21 protein-coding genes and 1 pseudogene are annotated in these 25,927 nt (G+C 47.2%); 10 read left to right on the forward strand and 12 right to left on the reverse strand.

The window, feature by feature from the left end:
• The first annotated feature begins 93 nt into the window (after positions 1-93).
• Entirely contained in the window at positions 94-1,035 is a 942-nt protein-coding gene (lipP1, locus tag MW898_RS18905; protein ID WP_248909863.1) for a LipP1 family hormone-sensitive lipase, read from the forward strand.
• Positions 1,036-1,207: 172 nt separating this feature from the next.
• A complete protein-coding gene (locus MW898_RS18910) occupies positions 1,208-2,431 on the forward strand; it encodes a 2-oxo acid dehydrogenase subunit E2 (protein WP_248909864.1) in 1,224 nt (407 codons plus the stop codon).
• 15 nt (positions 2,432-2,446) lie between these two features.
• On the opposite strand, the gene MW898_RS18915 is transcribed toward MW898_RS18910, so the two are convergent.
• The 5 genes and pseudogenes from MW898_RS18915 to MW898_RS26225 all read right to left on the reverse strand — a co-directional run.
• On the reverse strand, positions 2,447-3,466 hold the full coding sequence (locus MW898_RS18915) for an NAD(+)/NADH kinase (protein WP_248909865.1): 1,020 nt from the start codon (positions 3,464-3,466) through the stop codon (positions 2,447-2,449).
• 3 nt (positions 3,467-3,469) lie between these two features.
• The gene (locus tag MW898_RS18920; RefSeq protein ID WP_248909866.1) at positions 3,470-4,474 is read right to left on the reverse strand and encodes an alpha-ketoacid dehydrogenase subunit beta; all 1,005 of its coding nucleotides are present in this window, start codon (positions 4,472-4,474) and stop codon (positions 3,470-3,472) included.
• Positions 4,471-5,517 carry a thiamine pyrophosphate-dependent dehydrogenase E1 component subunit alpha gene (locus MW898_RS18925; protein ID WP_248909867.1) on the reverse strand — a complete coding sequence of 349 codons (1,047 nt, stop codon included), beginning with the start codon at positions 5,515-5,517 and terminating at the stop codon, positions 4,471-4,473. The genes MW898_RS18920 and MW898_RS18925 overlap by 4 nt, the downstream gene beginning before the upstream one ends.
• A 136-nt stretch (positions 5,518-5,653) precedes the next feature.
• The gene (locus MW898_RS18930) at positions 5,654-6,208 is read right to left on the reverse strand and encodes an IclR family transcriptional regulator (RefSeq protein ID WP_248909868.1); all 555 of its coding nucleotides are present in this window, start codon (positions 6,206-6,208) and stop codon (positions 5,654-5,656) included.
• A gap of 51 nt (positions 6,209-6,259) precedes the next feature.
• Positions 6,260-6,421, reverse strand: a pseudogene (locus MW898_RS26225) (helix-turn-helix domain-containing protein); the annotation flags it as partial.
• A 372-nt stretch (positions 6,422-6,793) separates the two neighbouring features.
• On the opposite strand from MW898_RS26225, the gene MW898_RS26515 reads away from it, so the two are divergent.
• Entirely contained in the window at positions 6,794-7,090 is a 297-nt protein-coding gene (locus MW898_RS26515; RefSeq protein WP_438268377.1) for a DUF7577 domain-containing protein, read from the forward strand.
• A gap of 221 nt (positions 7,091-7,311) precedes the next feature.
• Here the strand turns inward: MW898_RS26515 and MW898_RS18935 are convergent, their stop codons facing one another.
• Positions 7,312-7,449 (reverse strand): IclR family transcriptional regulator C-terminal domain-containing protein, encoded by a 138-nt coding sequence (locus tag MW898_RS18935; RefSeq protein ID WP_248909869.1) that lies wholly within the window; start codon positions 7,447-7,449, stop codon positions 7,312-7,314.
• A gap of 648 nt (positions 7,450-8,097) precedes the next feature.
• Between MW898_RS18935 and MW898_RS18940 the strand changes: the two genes are divergently transcribed.
• Complete coding sequence (locus MW898_RS18940) at positions 8,098-9,168, forward strand: lactonase family protein (protein WP_248909870.1); 1,071 nt, start codon at positions 8,098-8,100, stop codon at positions 9,166-9,168.
• Positions 9,169-9,640: 472 nt separating this feature from the next.
• Positions 9,641-10,537 (forward strand): universal stress protein, encoded by an 897-nt coding sequence (locus tag MW898_RS18945; protein ID WP_248910226.1) that lies wholly within the window; start codon positions 9,641-9,643, stop codon positions 10,535-10,537.
• A gap of 562 nt (positions 10,538-11,099) precedes the next feature.
• Here the strand turns inward: MW898_RS18945 and MW898_RS25715 are convergent.
• Positions 11,100-11,234 carry a hypothetical protein gene (locus tag MW898_RS25715; protein ID WP_264556314.1) on the reverse strand — a complete coding sequence of 45 codons (135 nt, stop codon included), beginning with the start codon at positions 11,232-11,234 and terminating at the stop codon, positions 11,100-11,102.
• A gap of 856 nt (positions 11,235-12,090) precedes the next feature.
• Between MW898_RS25715 and MW898_RS18950 the strand changes: the two genes are divergently transcribed.
• On the forward strand, positions 12,091-12,852 hold the full coding sequence (locus tag MW898_RS18950; RefSeq protein ID WP_248909871.1) for an IclR family transcriptional regulator: 762 nt from the start codon (positions 12,091-12,093) through the stop codon (positions 12,850-12,852).
• 166 nt (positions 12,853-13,018) lie between these two features.
• On the opposite strand, the gene MW898_RS18955 is transcribed toward MW898_RS18950, so the two are convergent.
• The gene (locus MW898_RS18955) at positions 13,019-14,029 is read right to left on the reverse strand and encodes an ABC transporter permease (protein ID WP_248909872.1); all 1,011 of its coding nucleotides are present in this window, start codon (positions 14,027-14,029) and stop codon (positions 13,019-13,021) included.
• Complete coding sequence (locus tag MW898_RS18960; protein WP_248909873.1) at positions 14,016-15,026, reverse strand: ABC transporter permease; 1,011 nt, start codon at positions 15,024-15,026, stop codon at positions 14,016-14,018. The genes MW898_RS18955 and MW898_RS18960 overlap by 14 nt, the downstream gene beginning before the upstream one ends.
• Before the next feature lie 445 nt (positions 15,027-15,471).
• Here MW898_RS18960 and MW898_RS18965 point away from each other — a divergent pair, with 445 nt between their 5' ends.
• From MW898_RS18965 to MW898_RS18975, 3 genes are all read left to right on the forward strand, one after another.
• Entirely contained in the window at positions 15,472-17,646 is a 2,175-nt protein-coding gene (locus MW898_RS18965; RefSeq protein WP_248909874.1) for an ABC transporter ATP-binding protein, read from the forward strand.
• A gap of 420 nt (positions 17,647-18,066) precedes the next feature.
• Positions 18,067-19,185, forward strand: a complete 1,119-nt coding sequence (locus MW898_RS18970) for a right-handed parallel beta-helix repeat-containing protein (RefSeq protein WP_248909875.1) — start codon at positions 18,067-18,069, stop codon at positions 19,183-19,185.
• 189 nt (positions 19,186-19,374) lie between these two features.
• Positions 19,375-20,217 (forward strand): NAD-dependent epimerase/dehydratase family protein, encoded by an 843-nt coding sequence (locus MW898_RS18975; protein WP_248909876.1) that lies wholly within the window; start codon positions 19,375-19,377, stop codon positions 20,215-20,217.
• A gap of 77 nt (positions 20,218-20,294) precedes the next feature.
• Here MW898_RS18975 and MW898_RS18980 read toward each other — a convergent pair whose 3' ends face one another.
• Positions 20,295-20,630, reverse strand: coding sequence for a cupin domain-containing protein (locus tag MW898_RS18980; protein ID WP_248909877.1), 336 nt, complete (start codon positions 20,628-20,630; stop codon positions 20,295-20,297).
• A 160-nt stretch (positions 20,631-20,790) separates the two neighbouring features.
• Here MW898_RS18980 and MW898_RS18985 point away from each other — a divergent pair, with 160 nt between their 5' ends.
• Positions 20,791-21,627: an aldo/keto reductase gene (locus MW898_RS18985; protein WP_248909878.1), complete on the forward strand. Its 837-nt coding sequence runs from the start codon at positions 20,791-20,793 to the stop codon at positions 21,625-21,627.
• A 94-nt stretch (positions 21,628-21,721) separates the two neighbouring features.
• On the opposite strand, the gene MW898_RS18990 is transcribed toward MW898_RS18985, so the two are convergent.
• Positions 21,722-23,626 carry an ABC transporter substrate-binding protein gene (locus MW898_RS18990; protein ID WP_248909879.1) on the reverse strand — a complete coding sequence of 635 codons (1,905 nt, stop codon included), beginning with the start codon at positions 23,624-23,626 and terminating at the stop codon, positions 21,722-21,724.
• 112 nt (positions 23,627-23,738) lie between these two features.
• Complete coding sequence (locus tag MW898_RS18995) at positions 23,739-24,662, reverse strand: dihydrodipicolinate synthase family protein (RefSeq protein WP_248909880.1); 924 nt, start codon at positions 24,660-24,662, stop codon at positions 23,739-23,741.
• Positions 24,663-25,927 lie beyond the last annotated feature (1,265 nt).

Here is a 25,927-nt window from a genome sequence, read left to right on the forward strand (position 1 = left end):
ATAAAAATCGGAAAAATATCATATTTATTTCCGGCTACGCTCATCGTCTGATGACAGGTACAATTATGACGGTCTGTGCAATAGCGTACACACATGTCGTCCACGCTCGATCCGCAAGTCGAGGGGTATCTCTACGAATTGTCTGAGCAGGGACTTCCTCCACTCTATCGACTCTCAGTACAAGACGCTCGTGAGACGTACCGAAATCTCAGCATACCTGATGAACCGCCGGACACAGTCGAAGACGTAGCCGAACGAACCGTCTCCGGCCCAGAAGGTAGCATTCCGATTCGGAGCTACACGCCGGAGGGAGATGGTCCCCACCCGGCACTCGTGTTCTTCCATGGTGGTGGTTGGATGCTGGGTGACCTCGAAACCCACGACGCCCTGTGTCGGGCACTCACGAACGCGACCGAGTGCGTCGTGGTCTCCACCGACTACCGCCTCGCACCCGAACATCGATTCCCTGCCCAAATCGAAGATTGTTATGCCGTAACCAACTGGGTTGCGAACAACGCTGAGGCTATCGGCGCGAGACCCGACCGACTGGCAATCGCAGGGGACAGTGCAGGGGCGACCTTGGCTGTGGGTGTCGGATTACTCGCTCGTGACAGAGATGGGCCAGAAATTCACTATCAAGTACTCGCGTATCCAGCCACGAACTACGCATTCGATACGGACTCGTATGAGAGGAACGCACAGGGGTACTTCCTAACACAAAAAGATATGAGACGCTTCTGGGACGGGTACATCCAAGCTGAACTGGATGGAGAACACCCATACGCCTCTCCACTCCGTGCTCAGAATCTGTCGGGCCTTCCGTCCACATTCGTGTTGACGTGTGAATTCGATCCGCTTTGTGACGACGGGTATGAACTAGCAGCGCGTCTCTCTGACGCTGGCGTCCCAACGCACCACACCCATTATGAGGACATGATCCACGGATTCTTGACTATGCTTGTTGACCCAGAACTGGACCGTGCACGAGAAGCCATTAATGAGATCGGAGACAGCGTGCGAACGAAGATACAGTAATCCGGATTTCGGTCTACACAGGTCGCTTCACCTACACTCCTGCGAGTAACGATTCATTGAACTGGCAGGAGCGTTCAGAAGCGGCTTGCAGGACGACGTGTATCTAATTGTAACCAGATCTCTCTGTCGAAGAAATACGTTTTTGTATCCTGGTGCGTATGAACTGCTTACAGTGGCATATATTATCAAGATGGCAAAGCTTGGCCTTGAGATGGAAGCGGGGACAGTGCTCAAGTGGTACGCCGAACCGGGCGAAGAAGTCGCAGAAGGGGACATGCTCGCTGAGGTCGAATCGGAGAAGAGTATTGGGGAGATCGATGCCCGTGAAGACGGAGTCCTCCGGCAGATATACGTCGCGGAGGAAGAATCAGTCCCGCCCGGGACACCGATCGGTATCCTCGCGGCACCCGACGCCGATATTAGCGATCTGAAGACCGAAGCTGAAGCCGAACTTGAAAGCAATGTCCCCGATGCTGTCAGCGCGAAATCGGAGACGAACAACGAACGAGCAGAGCCGACAGCCACAACGACGGCGAGCAACGAAAGAACGGACGAAAATGATGAATCGGTCACAGCGACGACCGTCGATACACAGAGTGATGGACAGAAAGCCTCTCCTCGCGCAAAGAAGCGTGCGGAGGAACTCGGCGTCAACCTCGCCTCCGTCGATGGAACGGGATTCGACGGCGCCATCACTGAGGAAGATGTCGAATCGGCTGCTGAGGGCACATCAGCGACGGGAGCGGCCGAGACTGATGTGGAGCTCACTGCCGAGGAGCGACTGAACAGCTATCGCCGGACTACGGCCGTGGCCGATCCATCTACCGGCGAGACACTTTTCGAAACGATGGAAGCTGTCAAAACGGCCTTCGAGGAGCGAGTCACGATGACTGACGTGCTGGTCGTCGTGGCCTCAGCAGCACTAACTGATCATCCTCTGCTGAACGGGACGTACGCAGAGTCAACTCACCAAGTCCAGCAGACGCAGAACATCGCACTCGTTGCAGACGACGATGGCGAACTACACGAGAGCATCATTGATGATGCTGAGGGGCGGTCACTGACTGAGGTGGTTTCAGCACGTCAACAAATAGATAAGGATGATGAGAATGGCGGGGCCAGAGCAACGTTCACGCTTGCGAACGCTGCTGATACCGACACAGAGGGACGATTGGTGAATCCACCGGCAGTCGCAGCCCTGACCGTCGACGCTACCGGCCAGCGAGCAGTTCCAGTGGACGACGGTGTCAACCTCCAGTCGCTCGTGACAACCAGCCTCACTTACGATACGCGTGCAGTAGGCGAGGACGAGGCACGAGCGTTCCTCGATGCCTTTTTCGAACGAACAAAAGAGGCTTCAGAGCTCGTTTTGAGTTCGTATCGCAAAATGGAGTGACGTGGCAAGGCTGGATTATCGGTCCGTGACCGACGCTTCATCACGAACCAGCACATCAGCGTCGGTGGCTGCACTGAGTGCGCTCTTGATATCGACGAGGCGTGGACCGTCGGCCATTGGCGTCATCTCGACTGTCGCATCGGTGAGTTCAAGTTCTCGCTCACCGTCTGCGCCGACGACTCCGTCAGCGACCTCGAAATGCGCTGGTTCATTCCACGATAGAACGTCGTGATCCTCGACACCGATCGTAGTTGTCATCCCCGGCGCAACGATTGCTCGGACAGTCTGTGAGGCTGTTTTGGGATTTCCGAGTCGGAGCGCGATCCCACCGGGGGTATCCGGTGACAGCGACTCGATACAGCCAGCCACACTACCGAGCCCTATATCCGACGGATGGGCCCGCGAAACGACGCCACCGAGCAGCTCAGTTGGGTCGACGACGGCTCGTGTCCCAATGAACGGTCGGTCGATGATCTCGACCGTCGCCAGCCCTGTGAGCTGTTTTTCACCGTTAACGTCGTCGGCCACGGCATCGATTCGGCCGTGCCGATCGGTCACCGACTCGACATCGACGAGGTTTGCTGCAACGACGGCTGCGGCCGCGCCCGCCACTGTTCCATCGACTGGTGTTGGGACGACATTGTTCGTTCCCGTTGAGACCGAAATGAGAGGCACGTCAGCGAGTTCGAGGGCTACGTCACGACTCGTTCCATCCCCACCAAGGACGACCACCGCGTCGGTATGTTCTCGGAACTGTTCAGCCGCCCGCCGTGTGTCAGTCGCTGACCCCTCTACCGTCATGTCGACAGACTCGATGCTGATACTGTTTGGGGCTTCCCTGACAACGTAGTCTGTAATACCTGTCTTGTCTGGCATCATCGAGACGTGCAAGGGAGCATCCACGAGCGTCATTCCTTCGAGGACACATTCGGCAACGCGGCGTTTCGCGTAGTTGTCGACGACGCTCGCGCCGCCAGTAAGACGGCGAATGTCTCGTCCCGCTGCCGGGTTGACGACCAATCCAATGCGTGCCACGTGTTAGGAGATCCTCTCGATGGCAGCTTGGACGTCCGCACCGTCCGGTAAGACTTCCTGTTCGAGCGGCGGGCTGAACGGCATATGCGTGTCCGGCGTCCCGACGCGCTGGATCGGCGCGTCGAGGCTGAAGAACGCGTTCTCCATGGCCCGCATCCCGATCTCAGCTTGGACTCCATATGAGAGGGGACTCTCGTCAGCCACGACGAGTCGGCCGGTCTTTTCGACGCTCTTGGTGATGGTGTCGGTATCGAGTGGGTACAGTGAACGCGGGTCGATGACCTCGACGTCGACGTCACTCGACAGATCTTCGGCGGCATTCAGCGACTCACTGACGAGTCGCTGTGTCGCGACAACAGTAACGTCCTCACCTTCGCGCTCGATGCTGGCTTCGCCGAGCGGGATGGTGAAATCCTCATCGATTGGGACCTCGCCTTCCTGTTCGTAGATCATCTTGTTTTCAAAGATGAAGACAGGATCGTTAGAGCGAATAGCGGCCTTCGTCAGGCCCTTTGCGCTCGTCGCCGTGCCTGGTGCGACAGCTTTGAGCCCCGGAAAATGCGCAATCCATGTGTGAACAGTGCCAGAGTGCTGGCTTGCGGCACCCATACCACCACCCTCTGTGGTGCGAACGGTGACTGGCATTTCTGTTTTCCCGCCGAACATGTAGCGCATCTTCGCCATCTGGTTCATGATCTGTTCCATCGAGACGCCCATGAAGTCGCTGAACATGAGTTCGACGACCGGGCGGGTTCCGGTTGCAGCCGCACCTGTTGCGGCTCCGACAAAACCAGCTTCGGCAATAGGAGTGTCACGGACCCGCTCTTCGCCGAACTCCTCGAATAGGTCGCCAGTCACTTCGAGGACGCCACCGAAGAGCCCGACGTCCTCACCCATGATATACACGTCTTCATCGCGGCGTAGTTCCTCACGGAGCGCCAGCCGAATGGACTCCCGAACAGTCATCGTCTCGGTCTGTGCTTGTTCGAGATCGGCCTGCGCCGTCATCGTGAATCACCTCCTGGCGTGCCACCGTCGGCACACGATTGGATCGCAAACTGTTCGATCTCGGGGACCGGTTCGGCGAACATGTCTTCGTATGCTTCTTCGGGTGCCGGTAGATCGGCATCTTGAGCGAATTGAATGGCGTTTTGAATGGTTTCTTTGACCTCAATTCGCATTTCCTCAAACTCGTCTTCTGTGAGTTCACCACGGTTAATTAGTCGTTCCTTGAAGATCTCGATGCAGTCATTGTCCTTCCAGCGTTCGATTTCTTCACTATCACGGTAGGGCTGTTCGTCGCCTTCGTAGTGTCCGCGGTAACGGTAGGTCTCTGCTTCGATGAACGTTGGTCCGTCTCCGTTGCGGGCCCGTTTGCGAGCCTCCTCAACGGCTTCAGCGACTGCCGTAATGTCCATCCCGTCGACGGTCACGCCAGGGATGTCATAGGCGTGTGCAGTGTCGCTGAGGTTGTCGACGTTATGCTGTTTCTCAACTGGTGTCGCCTCTCCGTACTGGTTGTTCTCGATGAGGAAAATCGCCGGTAGGTTCCACGTCGAGGCTAGGTTCACTGCCTCGTGGACCTGTCCCTGTGCGACTGCACCATCACCAAGGAATCCCAGCGCGACTTGGTTTCGGTCCTGATAGTCGATTGAGAGCGCAGTCCCCGCTGCCAGCGGCGGTCCGGCACCGACAATACCGTTAGCGCCGAGCATCCCCGCGTCAACGTCGGCGATGTGCATCGATCCGCCTTTGCCGTTACAGTAGCCATCGCGCTTGCCGAACAGCTCAGCCATCATGTACTTGGGATCGAGACCTTTCGCGATACAGTGACCGTGTCCTCGATGGGTACTTGCAATATAGTCGTCTGACTCGAGGGCGGCACAGGTCCCAACACCAACTGCTTCCTCGCCGATGTACAGATGGACGAATCCTGGGATCTCTCCGTCTGCAAAGTACTCACCAGCTGTTGTGTCGAACTCTCGAACGGTCAACATTCGTCGCAGCGCCTCCAATCTGCCGTCTTCTGTCTTAAGTGTGTATCCTGCCATACTGCGCGAGAGAATAACACGCTTAGAGGTGATAATATTACCGATTTTTTATGTAGTATTACTCGGTGGTAGGTCAGCCATAAATGCGGAGAGCCAAACGCGTGGTTTGTGTGTGGAATAGAACCACGTTGGTATACTAATACTCGAGATTTCCCCGAATGATGTTCGCGTATTCCTGAACAATAGGAGGGTATTCTTCGAAAAACACGTCATCATCGAGGCGGTTCGGCGGACCGTACAGCGCGATTCCGCCGAGAATGTTGTCCGTCTTGCTCGTGATCGGAACGCCAATACCTCGCATTCCCTCGAAACACTCCTCGTCGTCAAACGCGTACCCGCGTCGGCGAATACGATCCATTTCATCGAGTAGTGGATCGAGCTCCGTTATCGTGTTCTCTGTTCTCGGATTGAGGCCGTGCTGTTCGACGATGGTCCGGATCTCAAAATCGGATAACTGAGAGAGAATCGCTTTCCCGAACGCTGTCGTATTGAGTCGGGATTTGACGCCCGGATACGTTCGATTGACTTGGAGGCGCTTTACCTTATCTCCTTTTTTCATCGATAATAGGACTCCTAAATTGTCTTCTTTGATCATCAATCCGGCGAATTCGCCTGTTTGTTCGGCCAGTCGCCGAATCTCCGGCTCTGCAACGTTGAACATTCCGTAATTCCGTCGAACTTGGTTACCCATTTTAAGAAACGTCGAACTCACACAGTATCGCTTATCTGATCGCTTTCTAATATAATCGATCTTCTCAAGCGTGTTCATATATTCGTACATAGTACTGAGAGGCATATCGAATTCGTCAGCCATCTCGCTTACAGATGCTGATTTCATCTCGATAAGTCTCTGAACAATCCGATTCGCCCGGCACAAAGATTTGAGGGGTTGCGTTGAAGCCATGATGATATACTAGTAGTTGGACGTAATTATAGTTCCGGATATATCGGAGAAGGGAATATCTAAAACTAGTTCATTAGATTTGGGTAGCATCGAATCAGACTAGATTCGAAATAATCGGAGTGGTCTTAACATGTGAAAGTTCAACAGTGTTCGAATCGACACACCTCTATTTCTATCTCGGCAATATCGAACTCCGATCAAAAAATAGAGTCTACTGAATCCCAGTTGTCGGGAAGTCATGTCGTCGTTCGATAATCCATACTGCTCGGAAAGTCGCTGTTAATTAGTTTGATCCGCCGTCTGGTTCGGGCAGTGACCAGTTCTTCCCGATGACTATAAGTTATATGGTAGCATATATCACTGTGAAGGATCATGGTCGCTTTCGATCAACTCATCACCATTCTACTCGTCGCCTTCTTGAGTTACGCGTTTATCTTTGTTCTCCTGTACCGCTCTGTAACTAACGACGACGAAAAACCAGATGTTTCGTCGACCACGACCCCCCATCCTGACCCCGCTATCCTTCTAGAAAATAGTCCTCGAAAAAGCGGACCTCCTTCGACGATTGAGTGCTGGCACTGCGGGACGGAAAACGACCGTGAATATACTTATTGTAAAAACTGCATTACAGTACTTGCGAGCTATGAGATTCAGTCCTCTTCGATGTGAGATCACGTCAGTCGGTCTCTTTATTGTTCGCAGCCATTCTGAATTGGTGACGTTTTCGAGATTGATACTCACTTGCCGTGCTCTGTGTCTCTGTTGAACTCTTGGCGGAGTTCGTAACGGACACAGACGTGGTCGCCAATTCATTGTCCATTATTCATTGTCCATTGTCGCTATCTCGTGACTATCCAGAACGTGTCAGTAGTTCCGATCTCGCTGGTCCATCATTCGTAGAACACAAGACAGATCAAATCACCGAAGCTGGATTCACGAATGCCGGTCTCGCGTATTTGTGCCAATTCGTCGTTCAGCGTTCCACGATCTGTGATTGTATTTGTTGTCGCTGCAGTGAGACCATGCATTTCAACGATCTCATCGACTCGTTTATAGGTAAATGTGCCATTATCGCTAACTGGTTATTGTACATGTACATTTAATCCAATAACATCAGATAGTCATTATTCACAATGGATCTATCGGAAAACAGATCAACGATAATGAATATCGGTGTATTACAAAGGTAATATTGTAATCTCTCAGAAATCGAAACGGGAGGTGCGTTGTATATATGAGATACACGAACTCTAAATAACACTTCTAATCTGAATAATGAAACCTTGTTCACTACAGCAGAACAGCACGCTTTTTAGCATAACTCCACTCATTATATCGGGACGGTCATTACTCGTGATGCTTAGTTCGCTCCAACAACACGACGTGACAGCATGTTCGGAAAAGATCGTCTCGTCGGGTTGAAGTTGAGGCGATATCGTACGATGTTGGAGACGTTGGGGCAGAACGCTTTCGAATTGAGTGAGTGAACGAAATAGAATTCGTTCGTCAGACGATAACGGCATTCACAACCGGAGAACTCAATTTTGATTTATTCAGATACCTACGTATACACTCGACTAATCCAGTCATCTCTCGTAGGTTTTACTTGGAGATGAAACACCAGTCTGGTATCGAAAGAAGAGAACCATTAAGTCCGATACGGAGGAAAGTCGATCATGAGTGAGTTACGATCCAGCCTAGCGTTCGTGGGAACCTATACCAGCAACGAGAGCGAGGGAATCTACGGATACCGACTCAACAGTGAAGCTGGCGAATTCGAAGCACTGGGGACGACTATGGTCGGCGATAACCCGTCTTTTCTCACGATTCATCCGAGTGGCGAGTTCCTGTACGCGGTCAACGAAACCGACCCGGGAAACGTAGCGGCCTGTGAAGTTGACCAACGCACTGGCGAACTATCGACACTCAACCGTCGCCCAAGCGGCGCGTCCGGACCATGCCACTGCAGTGTGGATGCCACTGGCCAGTTCCTATTGGTAGCTCACTACGGCGGTGGCAGTATCTCCATGCTCCCAATCGAGGACGATGGTCATCTCGGCAATCCTACAGAACTTATCGAACACGATGGCACACATATCGATTCCAGCGATCCGCCCACTCCGCGTCCGCACGCCGCCATACCTGGTCCTGACAATCGTTTCGTATACGTTCCAGATCTCGGATTAGACGAAGTCGTCGTCTACAAACTTGATCTCGAACGAGGGCGGTTGAGTCGCGCTTCAGCTGTGCAAATGAGCGCTGGGACCGGTCCTCGTCATCTCGTCTTCCACCCCAACAACCAAGTGGGATACGTAATCAACGAACCAGATTCGTCGCTCACCATATTAGATCGGGACACACGGACCGGCGAACTCAATTTCGTCGAGAGTCTTCGGACGACTCCGTCTACCTTCGATGGAGAGAATCACTCCGCTGATGTTCACGTTCACCCCTCCGGTCGGTGGGCGTATGGCTCAAATCGGGGTCACGACAGCATCGCCGTGTTTGACATTAAAGACGAGAATGGTCGTCTCGAACCGATGGGGTACGTCTCAACCGGAGGCAAGTATCCCCGGAACATTGCCATTGACCCGACCGGAAGGTTCCTTGTCGCCGAAAATCGACACACCGACGATCTCGTTCTCTTCCAAATAACCGACGAAGGTCATCTCAAAGCGACTGGCGAGAAAACTTTGGTTCCCGATCCCAGTTGCATGCAGTTCTTAGCCGATTCGTCGCCCGAGTGAATAACTACCAGATCACGCAGTCAAAGTCCTTATCGGCGGTCACTGAGCCGCGGTATTTTGTCTTTACACAGGAAGATTGACGGTATCTCACCGTTTCTTTTACTGCATGAGGGAACTTGTTTGTCGTCAGCTTTTCTACGCTTGTCTACTATGAGTTGCTCGTACATCTCCGCTGTGAATGGTTCTCGCTCGTCGACGAGCAGGAGTAACCGTAGCTACGGTACTTCAGCGGTATTGACGACGCGGGTAAATCCCTGCTGTCAAATCACTCATCCGATGTTCTCAGTCAACTCAGTTGATCGAACCGCTTCGTCAGCTCCTAAACGTTCGAGATGGGAATATACCTCGTCTGCGAGTTCTTGATGGCATGTTGATATTTCCATAGAACTACGAAAGATCTCTCACAATTTCTCGCCGATCGAGACCACACTTCCAAATAATGAAGAGATTGGCCCTCCAAATACTACTCGGGATGTATGACAGCATTGTGATTGCTGTGGATGGGAGTGACGAGGCGAGACGAGCAGCACAATATGGTCTCCGACTCGCTCAGGTCTTTGACGCGACCGTTGATGTTCTCTCTGTTGTCGAACGAAAGGCACTCTGGCTCACAGAAACACCTGACGAGAAAACTCAACTGCGAGAGCAAGGGGAGAATGCCCTCACAGAAGTTGGGGAGATCGCATCGGAACTCGGGTATCCTATTAGCACAGAACTGACCGAAGGCAAACCCACTGTCCAAATTAGTGAATATGCGGATGAGCAGGACTCTGACTTGATTGTCCTCGGAAGACAGGGATTGACCGGGCTCGGTCGCCGTCTCTTGGGAGGCGTTACCGAACAGGTCCTCTCTCGAAGTGACGTCCCCGTGCTCGTTGTCCCGGACATAGACCACAAAGGTAAAACGGAAATTGACTATTCCCGAGTTCTCATCACGACGGACGGGAGCAAAAACGCCGAAGTGGCGATCCCCCATGGAATAGAAATCACTCGGCGCTATGATTCGAACGTTCACGTTTTGAACGTCGTGGATCTTCAGGCTGCAGGAGGCGTATTTAATGCGGGGGGACTCGAAAAGGAGTTCATCGAACGGCTCGACGCAAGAGGGCAAGAAGCCGTCGACAGTGTTGCAGACAAAATCGAGGAATCCGACTCAGATCTAACCGTGAAGACTGCCGTCAAGCAGATGGCGTCATTTGAGAGAACCGCTGCCGGTGTCTGTGAGTACGTTGAGGAGAACAAGATTGATTTTATCATAATGGGTTCTCACGGCAGGTCGAATCTTGAGCGTCAACTTCTCGGAAGTGTTGCTTCTACTGTGCTTCGCACCGTTGATGTCCCAGTACTTGTAATAAAGCGAACTGGTTAACTCCAATACGAAAATATTATTTGTGATTTTCAGTAGGAAGGAATAATGTGGGTCACTTCGTTGCTCATTCTCGATGTATGCAATCGTCAGATCCATCGTTATCGCTACTTACTCTTGGTGCGAAGCTGCTGATTTCAACAAGCCAATTCCGGTGGAAGTGTTTTCCCGTACTGGAGGTCAAACCCTAATTGTAATGAATGATGAGATATCGATTGTGACGTCCGAACAAGCTACTAAATCGCTCAATGTATCAGAACGATCCTCATCTATATTCAACTGATAGTGCCATTACTTTTGATTAACTTTGAGATTCGTCCCGTCATCTATTCGCACAGTGTTAATCCACTATTAGTGAAAAGTTAATTATTTATGATTATTGTGAGTAGAGAGAGTTACGGACGAACAACTGTAATTCGTAGTGATCGTTGTCGCTCGTAGTCATACCGAATTGTATTGATATTCACAGAACCGTGCAGCTGGTTATGAAGGGAATTGTCGATCAGTTTGTAGTCGAGACTGGCTTTTGATCATGGGATCTAGATCGAACCGGTAACATCTGAATCTACGCTGAATGTAACCATGACGAATCGGATATTCCTTCATGGCGCTTTTCATCTTCAAACGCAAGCACTCGTTCACGGACAATATCGAGTTCTGTGTGTTGTTCTTCAGCGACAGTGAGGGTGTGTTCAGTCATAGATGAGAGTTCTATTCGTGATTCGAGCACGCGGGGGAGTGAAATAGAAGGAGATTACTGAAACAAAAGCTGTCCAGATCCGTACTGCAAGAGTATGAGGCTGGTAATTGGACAGCAGAGAAAGCGCATGGCACTGAGTAAATCCTACGCCAAAGCGTACCAATATGGGACCAAGCCCGACTGTTATGCGGTTCACGAAAAGAAGGAATTCGCTATGATTAGACAATCTGGACGATGTAATCACTGCAAATTGATGGTGTATATTACTTTCTCTGATGTAACAATCGTACTCGTTAAAATAGATAAGATACTCTCGTAAGTGTCACTGACTAGCTAATAATCCCACCATAGTGGATACCACTATTTGTATTACAGATTCCGTTTTGAGAAATGCAGTAAGTGAGTCTTAATCACCCGTTCCCACCGAAATAGATATTGGGTTGTTCCTAGTGGATAGAGTTGATTGATATTCGTGCATTTCACAGAACTCAATAGTGAGTTGAGATCATTTACAGACAATGGGCTATCGAACTAGTGGATCATTACAATAGTACGGACGTAATGGTGGTCTTGGTTGTTTGTTGAAATATCGTTGTAGACGTTTCAAAGACCAAGAGCTGTATCTGTCCCTGTATACGGGACACATCAAATCTGTCCTACTAACACTCTGTGGTGGAAAATATGACTTTATCTTGGATATAAACACACGAAGGGTTGGATAGAGTGCTAAATAATAGAGTATCTAAGAATATTTTCTCTATAATATATTGGTCGATCTATTCAAATCTGAGGGGTTCCAATTTCTGTCCCATATAGAAGAACAACTCTTAAGATACATCGATCTAATACTTCCTTAATGACATCGGAAAATTCAAACACGCTCAATTCGGTAGAAGCGGCCTGCGATGTATTGGATGGACTTCAAGAACTCGGTGGTGCAGGTGTGACTGAATTAGCAAAGGAGGTTAATTATTCGAAAAGTACAGTTCACAGACAACTTTCAACGTTGTTTGAGAAAGAGTATGTGGTGAAAGACGATGGCGTCTACCGATTAAGTCTACGGTATCTCGATATGGCGGCACATGTCCGCAGTGAAATAGAGAACTATGACGTCATCAAAAAAGAGGTGGACAATCTCGCAGAAGAAACAGGTGAAGTAGCTCAATTCGCTACAGAAGAACACGGTAGAGTGGTATATTTATACAAATCTAAAGGGAAAAGTGGAGTTGAAACTTCTTCAAATGTTGGCACGCGTGAATTTCTACACTCGACGTCACTTGGTAAATCAATACTCGCTCAGATGCCCCGTGATCAAGTTGAATATGTAATAGACCGACATGGTATGCCAACAAAGACGAATAATACAGTAACTGAGTACGAAGAGCTAGTCGATGAGCTTGAAGAAATAGAAGAACGTGGGTACGCGCTCGATAACGAAGAAAATGTAACGGGGCTTCGATGTGTAGCCGCTCCAGTACTTGATGGAGATATAATTCTGGGCTCGGTAAGTGTATCGGGCCCATCACGACGAGTCAAAGGAGACCGCTTCAGAGATGATCTTCCGGAAGCTGTGATTCGAACGGCGAATATCATTCAACTCAATTCTAAATTTTCATAGTACGTCTGTCTCACATAGAGGAACAAAAATAGTATGATGAGTGTGAATGGGCCTGCTAATATATTAGATTATGAATGATTTTGCATACAAGTTTCCGATGTAACGACGTATGCTGCAAAAGAACTCAGAGAGCTTCACGGACGAAATCTCGTTGCAAAATGTGGCCTTAGCTTTTGTGCTCAGACTTGTGCTTTGCTCTAATACGAGGATTGACGACCCGGTCGAGGCCCTGTATGAGCATAATCATCGCCCACGAAAGGAATACCACGGCTAAAATTGGGAACAGTAGCGCGTGGAACTGCGATGGGGTCTCTGCTGCACCAGCTCGATAAGCAAAGTTCATCAGAACACCCCAGTTGGTTCCTTCAAAAGGAAGTATTCCGAGGAAATACAGTGCAACCGAGCTGAAGATGACTTGACGGGAAGTAGAGACAAATCCGACCAAGATGTATGGCAGCAGCTGCGGCGTGATATCCCGAAGCAAGATGCCTGATGTACTGACACCCATGAAACGAGAAGCTTCCACATACGATTCTTCTCGAATAGTAAGTACCTGTGACCGGATTCCACGTGCTTGTCCTGCCCAGGAGTTAATGGAAATAAGAATACCGACAACAACTGGGTTTGTAGGCTCGAAAATAGCTGAGACAACGATGATCAACGGTAACCCTGGGATAGTCATCGCAACGTCAGTAAACATCATTAATATCTCATCAACAATTCCGAGCTTGTATCCGGAGACAATACCAATCGTAGCGCCCACAAGCGTGGCAAAGATTCCTCCTGCTAAAATCATCAGATACATCGTCGGCGCCGAGCTAATAATTGCCGACAACACACTCTGGCCATACTGGTTTGTCCCTAATGGTGCACTCCAGATCTGGAAAGGCGGAATCCATTCCTGTGCATACATATTTGGCTCGTCAATCACGGCGACACCCACTGTTCCCATAAGTGCATATATGGACAGTACGATGAGACTGACGCGAGTACGTAAATCAGACCATGCTACCTTTCCAACCGCGTACAATTCCTCATACCACTCACGTAGTCTATTACGGGTTACGTTGTCATCTCCAGGTCTTTCATTCTCAAATGACGAGAGTGGGAATTCTTTAGTTCCACCGTCTGATACTGCGATCTTGTCGCTTTGGCTTTTTTGTTCAGAAGGCTTCATGGTTACCACCTCCTGAACTGGCACGCGGATCAATGATGCTGTAAGTGAAATCAGCAATCGTGATAGCGATAATGACCGCGAGAGTAATTATTAGAAATCCGCCCATCATAAGTGGGTAGTCTCTGGCGTTGATTGAGCGGAAGAAGTAAAATCCGACACCTGGATATCGGAAAATCTGCTCAAGGATAATCGATCCTCCAAGAATGAAACCAATTTGAATCATCACATTTGTATAAATTGGTAGTACTGCATTGCGAGCTACATATTGGAGTTGGATTCTATTTGATGGGAGACCACGTAGTCGTGCGACACGAATATAATCTTCTCCCAAAACACGGATACTATTTCCTCGCATTCCGAGTGCCCTTCCACCAAACGCAGTGAGCACCACTGAAAGAATCGGTAACGCGGCGTGCCAAAGAACATCAAGGATGTATTCTACGGTGAATCCTGGTTCTATACCCATGGTTGTTCGATCGCCAGACGGGAACAGACCCAAAGTATGGGCAAAGATAACAAGAAGAAAGATACCTGCAATATAGTATGGGACCGAATTCATGGTAACTGATACAGTGCTCAGGATGTAATCTATTTTCGTTCCTTCATAGTAGGCTAAAAACGCTCCAAGTGTTATCGAAATGAATAGGCTAATTAACAATGCAACACCCATAACAAAGAGAGTCCATGGTATTGCTTCAGCATATATCTCTGCGACTGGCCGATTATAGTAGACTGATGTACCAAGATCCAGATGTAGAAGGCCATCAAGGTAATTAATATATTGCTCTGAGAGTGGTCGATCAGGCCTCAATGAGATATATTGCTCTACCATTCGATTGATTTCGTCAGGAGTAGCGGCAGGATTTTGTTTTCTGATTTGTGCCTTCACAAAGTCAGCAGGCCCCCCTGGCATCAGACGAACGAGCACGAATGAGAGAGTAACAACGATATACACCGTCAGCCCCGATCGAAGGACACGCTTTGCATAATAATTCATCTCTTTTTCTCCTTAGCTCTTAAATTCAGTTTTATAACCATATGTATCATATTCCTTACTTGTTTCTATTTTTTGATCGAGTGATGCTTACACGACTCAATCTTGTGTCCTAGTATATATATGTTTATGTAGTCGAGGAGGGTCGAATCATAATAAAAAACAAACACGAATTGGATGGAAATACAGTCGGCATTAATCGTAGTCTAATCAACGCTACTCGGTCTGTATCTGGAAATACAATTGATATAGTCTTACAGCGTAGAACGTCCAGAAATGGACATTCACAATAACAGTGAGGGGAAATATTCAAATAATAGTTTCACTATACGTTAAAGCATAGGATGGATTGCGATGATCTGGTAGAAGTGGCTCTGAACAGACTGCACGAATCTCAAAATGAGGAGCCACACCACCAGTCTTCGAATAACTAGTCTTTAGGCAAACAATGAGTAAGAATCAAAATCTGGCCATGAACGAAGCAGCGACTACCAACCGTACAGACAATGATGTCATTTTCCATGTTAACAATGCCTCTGTAACCTTCGATATGGACCGAGGCGAATCAAAGGTACTCGATGATACCAGTATCGAAGTATATCGAAACGAGATTCTTGGAGTTGTTGGAGAAAGTGGGAGCGGCAAATCAATGCTGGCATCGTCACTGTTGAACGCTATTGTCGAACCTGGCATTTTGAGCGGTGATATAACGTATTATCGAGACGATGGAACGGCTGTTGATCTTCTTGACATAGATGAAGATGAGCTCATGAGCTTGCGATGGGAAGAAATTTCAATGGTTTTCCAAGGTGCAATGAGTTCGTTTAATCCAACGCTCGATATCAGAACGCATTTTGAGGAAACCATCAATGCCCACGGATTTGATATGGCTGATGGAATTGAGCATGCCCATGAACTACTTTCGGATTTATATCTAGATCCGGATCGAGTACTCAATTCATACCCACACGAGCTCAGTGGAGGTATGAAACAACGAGCACTCTTGGCGCTGAGTCTCGTATTAAAGCCAAAAGTGCTCGTTATGGATGAGCCAACTGCTGCACTTGATCTGCTAATGCAGCGATCAATTCTTAGTTTGTTACAGAATCTTCAGCAAAAATATAATCTTACAATTGTATTTATCACGCACGATCTTCCGTTAGTCGCTGGCTTGTGTGATCGACTCGCGGTCATGTATGCATTCGACTTAGTAGAAGTTGGTTCAACTGATGAAATGTTAAAGAATCCAACTCACCCATATACACGCGCACTATTAAGAGCAGTTCCGAATCTGAATGCACCACTTTCAGAGATGCGTCCGATAGAAGGATCCAGCCCGGATCCAGTTAATGTCCCGTCAGGGTGTGCATATCATCCTCGATGTCCAATGGCGGATGAAAGATGCCGTCATGAAGATCCAGATTTCAGAAATGTTGATTCAAGCCATTTGTCCGCGTGCTTCCACTGGGAAAATTCAACGGATGCAGTTCCATCGACGTTCGAAACAGAGGGTGTGGCTGAATCACCCTCTTTTGAAGGAAGTCAGTCCTCTGACCCGCTTGTGTCAGCCCATAACCTTTCGGTTCATTTTGAGAAAAAAGAGGGCGGTATACGGAATATATTTGGGAAATCAGACACCGTCCATGCCGTTGATGGAATCGACTTAGATATATATGAGAATGATGTGGTTGTTTTGGTTGGTGAGAGTGGCTGTGGGAAAACAACGCTTGGAAAGACACTTATCGGTGGTCAACGCCCAACAGATGGCAGTGTTGAGTATCGAAATCAAAACATTTGGGATGCTCGCGATAATAATGGGGAGATAGACATTCCATTTGAGGAAATCAGACAATCATTGCAAATAATCCATCAAGACCCAGGTAGCTCACTCAATCCAAATAAAACTATCATAAAAAGCTTAGAAGTTCCATTGAAGCTATCTGGGCTAGATCTAGGTAAAGAGGAGCGGAGATCAAGAATCCTTTCGCTGCTTGAGTATGTTGGTATGTCGCCGCCAGAAGATTATGGCCAGCGTTATCCACATCAATTGAGCGGTGGAGAAACACAGAGAGTTGCGCTTGTTCGTGCACTGCTAATGAATCCTGATCTGATTCTAGCCGACGAGGCAGTGAGTGCATTGGATGTCTCGCTACGTGTCGAGATGATGGATTTGATGCTAATGCTTCAGGAGCTTTTCAACACATCGTATGTGTTTGTCTCCCATAACCTCTCAAATGCACGTTATATTGCGGGGAAAGCCGATGGCAGGATTGCAGTGATGTATCTCGGCGAAATCGTCGAAATTGGTCCCGCCGAAGAAATAATTAACAATCCGAAACATCCATACACGAACATTCTGAAATGGTCCACAGCAGAATTGGATCCAGAACAGGAAACAGGGGAGCCACCAATTCGTGGCATTGATATTCCAGATCCAGTAGACCCGCCGAGTGGATGTCGTTTCCATACACGCTGTCCAGAGGCTCGAGAGGCTTGTAAAGAAGAGCTTCCGGATATTGATGCAACTTTTGAAGGATCCCATGGTGCAGCATGTTTCCGAGAGTTTGAAGAAGAACACTCTTACTGGAATAGCGAACCACTATCTGACACAAATTCGAATTAATCTAGCTATTAAATATCATGGTTCGTATCAAGTAACACGATTTTGAATTTGTGTCTCGATCCGTAATATCGCTCGGGATATTCTCGAAGTGAATCGTGTAGGTACCACAAAGCTTGGCAGTAATGGCTTGGTGTACGCGAAAAGAACATTAACAAAAATAAGTACGTTGATGTTCGTGATGGAGAGAATGGTAGAACGATATCGAGAACAACGAGGATCCAGAGGGTCTCTGGCATTGAGGCGAGACCAACACAATGGAAGCTAAAAGCGTTCCCAACGTGGCTGTCATTCCGTGTTGAATACATGATAACAAGAACCATACCTATTTCACCCAGATCTTTAATTATTATTTCTACTAAATACAATAAGCAATACTTGCGAGATAGTTAAATATATGTCACTGTAGAATATAGATTAACTATGGAGGATATTAGCAGAAGATCTGTCCTTCGAAAGGTAGGTATCGCTGGTACACTTGGAACTCTCGCCACCACTGGTGCTGCAGCCAAAAAGCGAACTAAATCGGTATCGCAAGCCGATATTACCGTCGGACCAGGGGATTCAATTCAGAGTGCAATCGATCAGGCATATGCAGGAGACACAATACACGTAGAATCTGGTGAGTACCGGGAGAACCTGCAAACGGTACGGAGTGGTCAGTCTGGATCACCAATCACGATTACGGGACCGGCTGATGCAGTGTATATGGGCGGTGGAAACGCTCGTAGCTTCGAAATAAACCATAGCCATATCCACCTTACCGGGCTAACTTTGGATGGGTTACACGATCCGAATAACCCTGGTGACCTCAGTTCCTATCGAGACAAGATGGTTTACGCCGAGCCGACGAGTTCAGAGTATCTTACCAATCTCGTACTTACTCCACACGGAGCCGGCAACACGTTTGGAGAATGTATTCGAGTTGCGATGACAACGGACTCTGAAATTGGGAACTTCGAGGTGATTGGTGCAACTGGTCGCGAACACTACGGACCAGGAAATGTCGAGGGATCCAATGGTGAGGTAGTGTACGTTGGAACTTCACCTTCTCAAATTGACGAATCGCCGCACAATGGAAACCCGGATGAATCAAATAATGTCCACGTACATCACATCGACAACAGCAGTGGTCACGCTCATTCGGAACTCGTAAATACGAAGGAGGGAACGTACGATATCCTAATCGAGTACTGTACTGACAGAGGTACAGAGTACCCAGAAGGAGGGGCAATAAATGTTCAAGGTCAGGAAACGATCGTTCGGTATAATGATCTTCAAGATGGACTAGGGGCAGCCGTTCGACTAGGTTGGTCTACGTCCCATGAAGACGTGCCCGATGCAGGGACTATGAACTCGGTATATTACAACCGATTAACAAACAACGATGGAGACGCTATCAAACTCCCCAAATCAAATGCAGGGGCAAGCGAACAAACCAACCTGTGCGGAAATGAGTTTAACGGAGATACGGATGACACTCCCGGATCTTCGTGTCCAAGTAGCTTGCCAGAAAGTGACCAATGGGGTGCCAATGGATAATTTAGTAAGTCATTCAAGCTGGCGAGACGCTTACTAAATATACTCAGCACGTGGTACGATCAGCAACTAACCAGTCCGAATTTTATTTATATACATAAACAATAATTATAATTTATTGTATATTCATATAGCAGGTTCAATTTTGTGTCCGTCGATACATTTTTATTGGCAGGAAAACATCCATAGATGATGAAGAGCATCCTGATCACAGGTGTCTATGGTAGATGTGGAACCGCACTAATTGACCACCTTCACGATCGAGACGAATACTCATTCACCTACTTCAACCGGTCTGATCGAGATGAAGATCACGACTATGGTGGATACGATACGATAGTGGCTGATATCAATGACTATGATGCAACTCGTTCGGCGTTCGAGGACAAAGATGCGGTCATTCATCTAGCTGCGTATCCGTACGACTTTGGGGATTGGGATGATGTACGTGAGCCAAATATCACTGGTATGTATAATGCATTGGAAGCGGCTAAAGAGGCTGGTGTAGAAGATTTCATTTTTGGATCAACAAACCACGTTATGGGCATGTATGAAGTCGCTAATGCACCGGATATCTATTATCCGGAATCAGATATTCTGATCGATCATACGGATCCAAAGCGACCAGATTCATTCTATGGAGCAACAAAATCCTTCGGTGAAGATTTGGGCCGCTACTATGTGGAGAATTACGAGTATCCCAAACGGTTCTATGCAATCCGCATTTGTAGCGTTCGAATGCCAAAATACGATCATCCATTTGGCGATGCAGAAAAAGGGGCCGACGATGGAGAGTGGGAAAGAGGCAGTATTGAGTATGAAACACAGGTGGCCAGGATGAAAGCGATGTGGCAGTCACGTAGGGATTTTGCTCATCAAGTGGATTGCTGTCTACAGGACGATACTGTCGAGTTTGATATTTTCAGTGGTGTCAGTGATAATGATCGCCGATGGTATGATATCTCCCATGCTCGCGATGTGATTGGCTACGAACCAAAGGACAATGGCGAGACTTGGGATTCACCACCTGAATAGCTGATATTGGTGTCAGCTATTGTTGACGATTAAATTCAGTAGTGGCTATTTCGATCACAGTTATTTTGTGCTGTCTGCTAGTCCCACGGAGTACCATCTCTGGCTGGACTGAAGATATCGATGCCTTGTACTGGCTTATCTGTCCTATTTTCAGATGCATGGGGAATGCCACCTGGAATGACGTATGAATCACCTGCTTCAAAGTCATAGGATTCCCCTTCGAGGATCACGGTGAACGTACCGTGCGTTATAAAGACAGCTTGTTCATTTGGGTGACTGTGTTCCATTGCAGTTGCGCCGGCCTCGAATTGGAAGTGTTGCATGTTCATGTTTTCGCCAGCAACTAACTGGGTGACATACACACCGTCTTCTGGTTCGATAGACTCTTGATCTGGAAGTGATTTACTTTCCACACCATGACGTGTATTTCCCATCAACCTAAAGATACTGGTTATTGAAACGGTTTGTCTAACTCATGAATGGATGGTATTCTATATTTCTAAATTGTACAACTGGCTGTTAAAGAGAGATACCGAATAGTTAAGGGGGAGTATATCCTTGATTAGGCTGTAAATGGCAGTACCATTTGTAAATCTCCCGAGTGGCGATGAGATGCCAATTATTGGTGCCGGTACGTGGGACCTAGAAGGAAACACGGCCCGAGAGTCGGTACGTGCGGCACTTGAAGCTGGCTACACCCACATTGATACCGCAGAGGGATATATGAACGAGGCGGAAATTGGCGATGTGTTAACTGATTATGATCGAGAGGAGCTTTTCCTCACCTCTAAAGTGTTGCCGTCGAACCTAAATTACGAATCCGTACGTGATGCGTGTGATGCTTCGTTAGATCGGCTGGGAACTGATTACTTGGATTTGTACCTGATTCACTGGCCCAATCCAGCAATTTCACTACGAGAAACTCTCCATGCAATGGAACAGCTAGTGAACGAAGGTAAAGTTCGAAATATTGGTGTTTCAAACTTTAGCGTGTATCAGCTCAGTGCTGCACAGCATATCGCAAACATTCCAATTGCCGTAAATCAGATCGAATATCATCCTTGGCTCCAACGACCGGAACTCGTCGAATTCTGTCGAGAAACAGAGACAATTGTTGAAGGAGCTGCACCACTTGCTCGAACAGAGATCCTTAGTGATGATACTGTGGGTGAGCTCGCTGATAAATACGATAAGTCACCAGCTCAAATCGCACTGCGATGGGCTGTTGAACAAGAAGTAGTCGTAATCCCAAAATCAACTTCCACAGATCACATTCGCCAGAATGCCGCTCTGTTCGACTGGGAACTCGAAGAACAAGATCACCAACGATTGAACGAGATAGATCGCAATCAGCCAGTCTACGACACTATCAAGGATTGGACCGGCGATGTCTATGGAATCTCGCCATAGTCCTATCTTCTGATAATTAAGCACTATAGCAGAAATATAGTTTTCAAATTAATTATATAATTATATGAGTAGGATGTTCTATGTTTCTTTATTCTTACTTAGGCTTGGGGAAACCGAAGCGAATCGGCCACGATTGTTGGCGTCCAATTCTCATGTATGCATTTTGATCGACACCGTATTGGTCTTTCTCGAGCCCTCTATCTCCGGATGGGCTTGGCCACTTCCAGTCGTCCGTTGTGAATGGAACTGCTTGATTTCGTACCACGTCGTAAGTTTTGTCTTGGTTCCAGTTATATACCCACGCAAGCTTTTGAATAGACGATTTCTTTTCACTTTCGGAATTAGCTTTGGAAAGATTGGTGAGGACCTGTTTTACATCGACTTCCTTGAGCTTCCCTTCTGGCTTTCCAATTGGTGGGACATCGATTTTGTATTCATTATTATCACTGTCATCATCCCAATTTTTTGGCCAGGCAGTAAGGTGCGCCTCTAAGGCCATATTTGTATTATAGCCATTATATGGGATCGGTGGAACTTGACCCTGCCACCAATGGAGAGCATCGTATTCATGATTGGGAACCGTCTGTCCTTCGTACGTCGTTGATTCCTCGTTGTATATTTTCACCTTTACACCGAAATCCTCCAAGACTTGTTGGAGTGCTTGGCTGCGGCCAGCAAAGTAAGGAGGAGACTTCAGTTCGATCTCAAACCGGTTGTTATCTGGTGTTTGCCACCATTGTCCCTCCTTAGAGAATCCTTCTGCTTTTAAGAGATTTGTTGCCTTTTCTCTATTAACTCGATCTTGAATATTTTCACCCTCGCTAGAGAATTTCATATATTCGCTCTTTCGATCCCCTATCCACTTATCTGTTAAGAAGTTAGACATTCCACAGGGGATATCGGCAGTTTCTAGCATAAATGACCCATACGACTCTCCTTTGAGCATCGTCTGCCGATCAATTGCATGAGCCAACGCCCACCTAACTTTACGATTGTCAAGTGGTTTTCTACGGGTATTCCACACAACCGCACGCCCCGTGTGTCGCAGTTCAACAATCCAATCCATCCAATCGTTCCCATTTTTATCCAATTGTTTCACTTGGGCATTGGTGATTGAAGAGTTTTGAGCTATGTCCGCTTCTTCATTCATCATCGATTGCCACCTTTCCTCTGGTGTATCGATCGGTAGCATGGAAATCTGAGAAGGACCAATATCATCTGACTTAATATACGGGTTCTCATAGTCCTCGTACGGCTCGAGGATCAATCGCGTAGAATTAGAATCTGAATATTTAAATGGTCCACATCCCAGCCCTTGGTCCAGTAGATCACGTCCAGAATATCTATACTGGGTAAGCTCGTTCATTGCTTGCTTTCGTTGGCTATCGTTATTTGCGCTTTCCAGTTTATCAAGATTTTCTTTAAATATATCGTCCCGGTACATCAATCGTTTACCGCCGAACAGAGTTTCTTCCAGAAGTAACGGATCAACCTTCTGAGAAAGCGGAATCTCTACTGTTTTATCTCCAGTAATTTTCACATCACTAATGAAGTCCCAGAGTGGATCTTCAAAGTGCTTCCAAAGACGAAGGTTTCCAGCGAAGTCTTTTGCTTTGTAGTCAGTTCCATCATGCCAAGTGAAATTTTTGAAGATCTCACACTGAACTGTCTCCCCTTTCTTAATCGTGGATGGGATTTCCCAATCATTTAGAGCAACTGGGTACCACTCACCTTCTTGTTGGTGATATCCGGCAATATAATCAAATATTTGATATCGGTGCATGTCGTCAGTACCGCCATTCCATGGGTTGAAATTAATCTCATTAGGAATAACTTCGTCCATAAACATGGTCAGTGTACTCCCACCACTATTACTGCCGTTGCTGGACTGTGAGCAACCAGCCAACCCAGCGATACCAGCTGCACCTACTGCCTTGACTATATCTCGACGACTAAGACTGTAGCGCTGACTAAGTTGTTCTCTGCTATCTTTTACCATACGATGGATTTAGTATGCTGTGTAATAAGGTTTAGGGTTTTATCATTACTCATAACTTCATTCTGGATGTATACACTCAATCTAATGGTGCTGGTTGTCTACATTTACTTATTTAAAAAGTAGCGGAATTTATTTTTTCATAGTATTCGCGTGTCCGTTTCTTATCTTTCTCTGAAAGTTGTACAAGGGGCGAGCGAACAGGTCCACCATGAAATCCTGCAAGTTCCATTCCATACTTAACAGCAGGAACATTGTTAGCTGCAGTGAAGGGATTATTCATCCCCGATTCTTCACGAAGGTCCTCGTATGGTCTTAGTATATCTCGGATATGCCGTGCACGAGCCCAATCTTCATTTCTGATGGCATTCGAGAGTGCCAGTACAGGCTCAGGAGCAAAATTTCCGATTCCAGTCGTATATCCCTCTGCACCCTCAAGAGCAAATGCTGGTGCATACCGTTCTGCAATTCCATTGAGCCAAACGAGATCACCAGTAGTATCTGAAACTGACTGAGTGAAGTCCTTGATGTTATTAACTGCGTATTTAACAGCAATCACATTATTAATAGTTGATAACTCGTCAATTAATTTCCGGGATAACAGTGGTCCACGTTTGTACAAAACAAGTCCAAGGTCAGTGCTTTCGGCCAATTTTGTGTAGTAATCGACCAATCCTTGCTCATGGATGTACGTATGACGAGGGTACATTACCATCGCCGCATCAGCTCCTATCCGTTCATACTCAGAAAGAAGTTCAACAGCTGTTTTCGTGCTACCGCCGACTCCTGCAACCACTGCTGACTCGTCTTGAGTAGCTTCGACATGTGTACCTACCACCTCGATGCGTTCCTGATGCGAGAGAGAGTAGTACTCTCCAGTATTTCCACAAGGAATAAACACCTGTGCACCAGCTCGTTCTAGCGATTGAAGATTTTCATGGAGTTTGCTGTGTTGTATCTTACTTCCATCCTCACCAAATGGTGTTGCAGTCGTGAATGGCACGCCTCGTAGCTGCTGTTTGATATCTCTGTAACCCATTCACTAGTCAATTAGCACGTCTCGTTATAAACATTCTTCAAAGATCTATTTTATATCTATAATTATGAAATTATATAATCATTTTCTTGAATGCCATAGTGAGTGAGTCCAGCGTCACTGGTTACATAGTGTCCACACTGGTCTGGTGTTTGATTTATACATTACTATTCACATCTACATACTGCATATATCCATAAGTTATAGAAATATTCGGCTGTCCCTCTATGTGGGACAGACCCATCGTTTAAATTCTCAACTGTGGTAGATGATATTCTTAGATCGGATTATGACTTTTGGATGGTCTTTACTTCAATATTTTTCCTCGACTGGTTCCAATAGATTTGATTCGTTTGCTGAAACTAATATACACCGTTAGTAATGGTTGAAGAATTACAAATTGAATCTTTGCAGCAACCGTATATTGCACACACTCAGTTAAGTATAAAAACATTCATCCTCATAGTATACTGTGAGTAGTTCATCAATGAGTGATATGGTGTTCTTCTATGTGGAATACGAATAGATTTTTCAGAATCGCACGTGTGAGTCTACTTTCGTATTTAGAAATTCATAATTATAGCAAATAATCATTCATATATACGAATATTGTCTGTATTCGTCGAAGCGCCTGTGTCTTTTGTAGTGGTGGAGTTGATAGATCAGATATACTATCCCACATACCGGAACACTATGGTTTCACAGTTGAATCATAGAATCCTTCGATCTCGGTAAACGTGATACGGAAAAACTGTACTTTCGGAAGGGTCGGTCATTGATTCTCATCCGTGATTCTCATTAAGGTTTGAATCGGTGCCGTTGATAGACAACCCCATCGTCATCGCTTTCCGTGGAGCTGGCATGCATCGGTATCCATCTACTGAGCAATGAAATACCCGTTTTCGAAGCCACCCATCGTACCGTATTCTGCAGTTGGGAGTATCTCTCTGCACGCTCCATCCATAATCGGTAGGCCTACGCATTACTAACGTACGGATGTAATGTTAATATGATCTAACATAATGTGCGCTATTGGCCTCTATCAACCACGAGGTTCAGATTTTGTGTTCGATATAAGACATATTGAGTACAAACACTGGGACGAATTGTAGAGTGCTTAGGACAAAATATACACAACATCGTTTGTCAGAAAATACACTGATATGACATTGTATATCATGTGTAGCTAACGAGTACGGAACAATTCGAGGCTCCCCTGAATTGCCGTACACCTACTCAAAAAGGTAGCGACAAGGAAAAATAGAACT

This window comes from Halocatena marina (assembly GCF_023276375.1).
Taxonomy (GTDB): Archaea; Halobacteriota; Halobacteria; order Halobacteriales; family Haloarculaceae; genus Halocatena; species Halocatena marina.

What these genes read in the sequence shown, in the direction of transcription:
- lipP1 (WP_248909863.1), top strand. Translation starts at nt 94, where the DNA reads ATGTCGTCCACGCTCGATCCGCAAGTCGAGGGGTATCTCTACGAATTG.
- MW898_RS18920 (WP_248909866.1), bottom strand. Translation starts at nt 4,474, where the DNA reads ATGACGGCGCAGGCCGATCTCGAACAAGCACAGACCGAGACGATGACT.
- MW898_RS18925 (WP_248909867.1), bottom strand. Translation starts at nt 5,517, where the DNA reads ATGGCAGGATACACACTTAAGACAGAAGACGGCAGATTGGAGGCGCTG.
- MW898_RS18930 (WP_248909868.1), bottom strand. Translation starts at nt 6,208, where the DNA reads ATGGGTAACCAAGTTCGACGGAATTACGGAATGTTCAACGTTGCAGAG.
- MW898_RS26515 (WP_438268377.1), top strand. Translation starts at nt 6,794, where the DNA reads ATGGTCGCTTTCGATCAACTCATCACCATTCTACTCGTCGCCTTCTTG.
- MW898_RS18935 (WP_248909869.1), bottom strand. Translation starts at nt 7,449, where the DNA reads ATGCATGGTCTCACTGCAGCGACAACAAATACAATCACAGATCGTGGA.
- MW898_RS18940 (WP_248909870.1), top strand. Translation starts at nt 8,098, where the DNA reads ATGAGTGAGTTACGATCCAGCCTAGCGTTCGTGGGAACCTATACCAGC.
- MW898_RS18945 (WP_248910226.1), top strand. Translation starts at nt 9,641, where the DNA reads ATGTATGACAGCATTGTGATTGCTGTGGATGGGAGTGACGAGGCGAGA.
- MW898_RS25715 (WP_264556314.1), bottom strand. Translation starts at nt 11,234, where the DNA reads ATGACTGAACACACCCTCACTGTCGCTGAAGAACAACACACAGAACTC.
- MW898_RS18950 (WP_248909871.1), top strand. Translation starts at nt 12,091, where the DNA reads ATGACATCGGAAAATTCAAACACGCTCAATTCGGTAGAAGCGGCCTGC.
- MW898_RS18955 (WP_248909872.1), bottom strand. Translation starts at nt 14,029, where the DNA reads ATGAAGCCTTCTGAACAAAAAAGCCAAAGCGACAAGATCGCAGTATCA.
- MW898_RS18960 (WP_248909873.1), bottom strand. Translation starts at nt 15,026, where the DNA reads ATGAATTATTATGCAAAGCGTGTCCTTCGATCGGGGCTGACGGTGTAT.
- MW898_RS18965 (WP_248909874.1), top strand. Translation starts at nt 15,472, where the DNA reads ATGAGTAAGAATCAAAATCTGGCCATGAACGAAGCAGCGACTACCAAC.
- MW898_RS18970 (WP_248909875.1), top strand. Translation starts at nt 18,067, where the DNA reads ATGGAGGATATTAGCAGAAGATCTGTCCTTCGAAAGGTAGGTATCGCT.
- MW898_RS18975 (WP_248909876.1), top strand. Translation starts at nt 19,375, where the DNA reads ATGAAGAGCATCCTGATCACAGGTGTCTATGGTAGATGTGGAACCGCA.
- MW898_RS18985 (WP_248909878.1), top strand. Translation starts at nt 20,791, where the DNA reads ATGGCAGTACCATTTGTAAATCTCCCGAGTGGCGATGAGATGCCAATT.
- MW898_RS18990 (WP_248909879.1), bottom strand. Translation starts at nt 23,626, where the DNA reads ATGGTAAAAGATAGCAGAGAACAACTTAGTCAGCGCTACAGTCTTAGT.
- MW898_RS18995 (WP_248909880.1), bottom strand. Translation starts at nt 24,662, where the DNA reads ATGGGTTACAGAGATATCAAACAGCAGCTACGAGGCGTGCCATTCACG.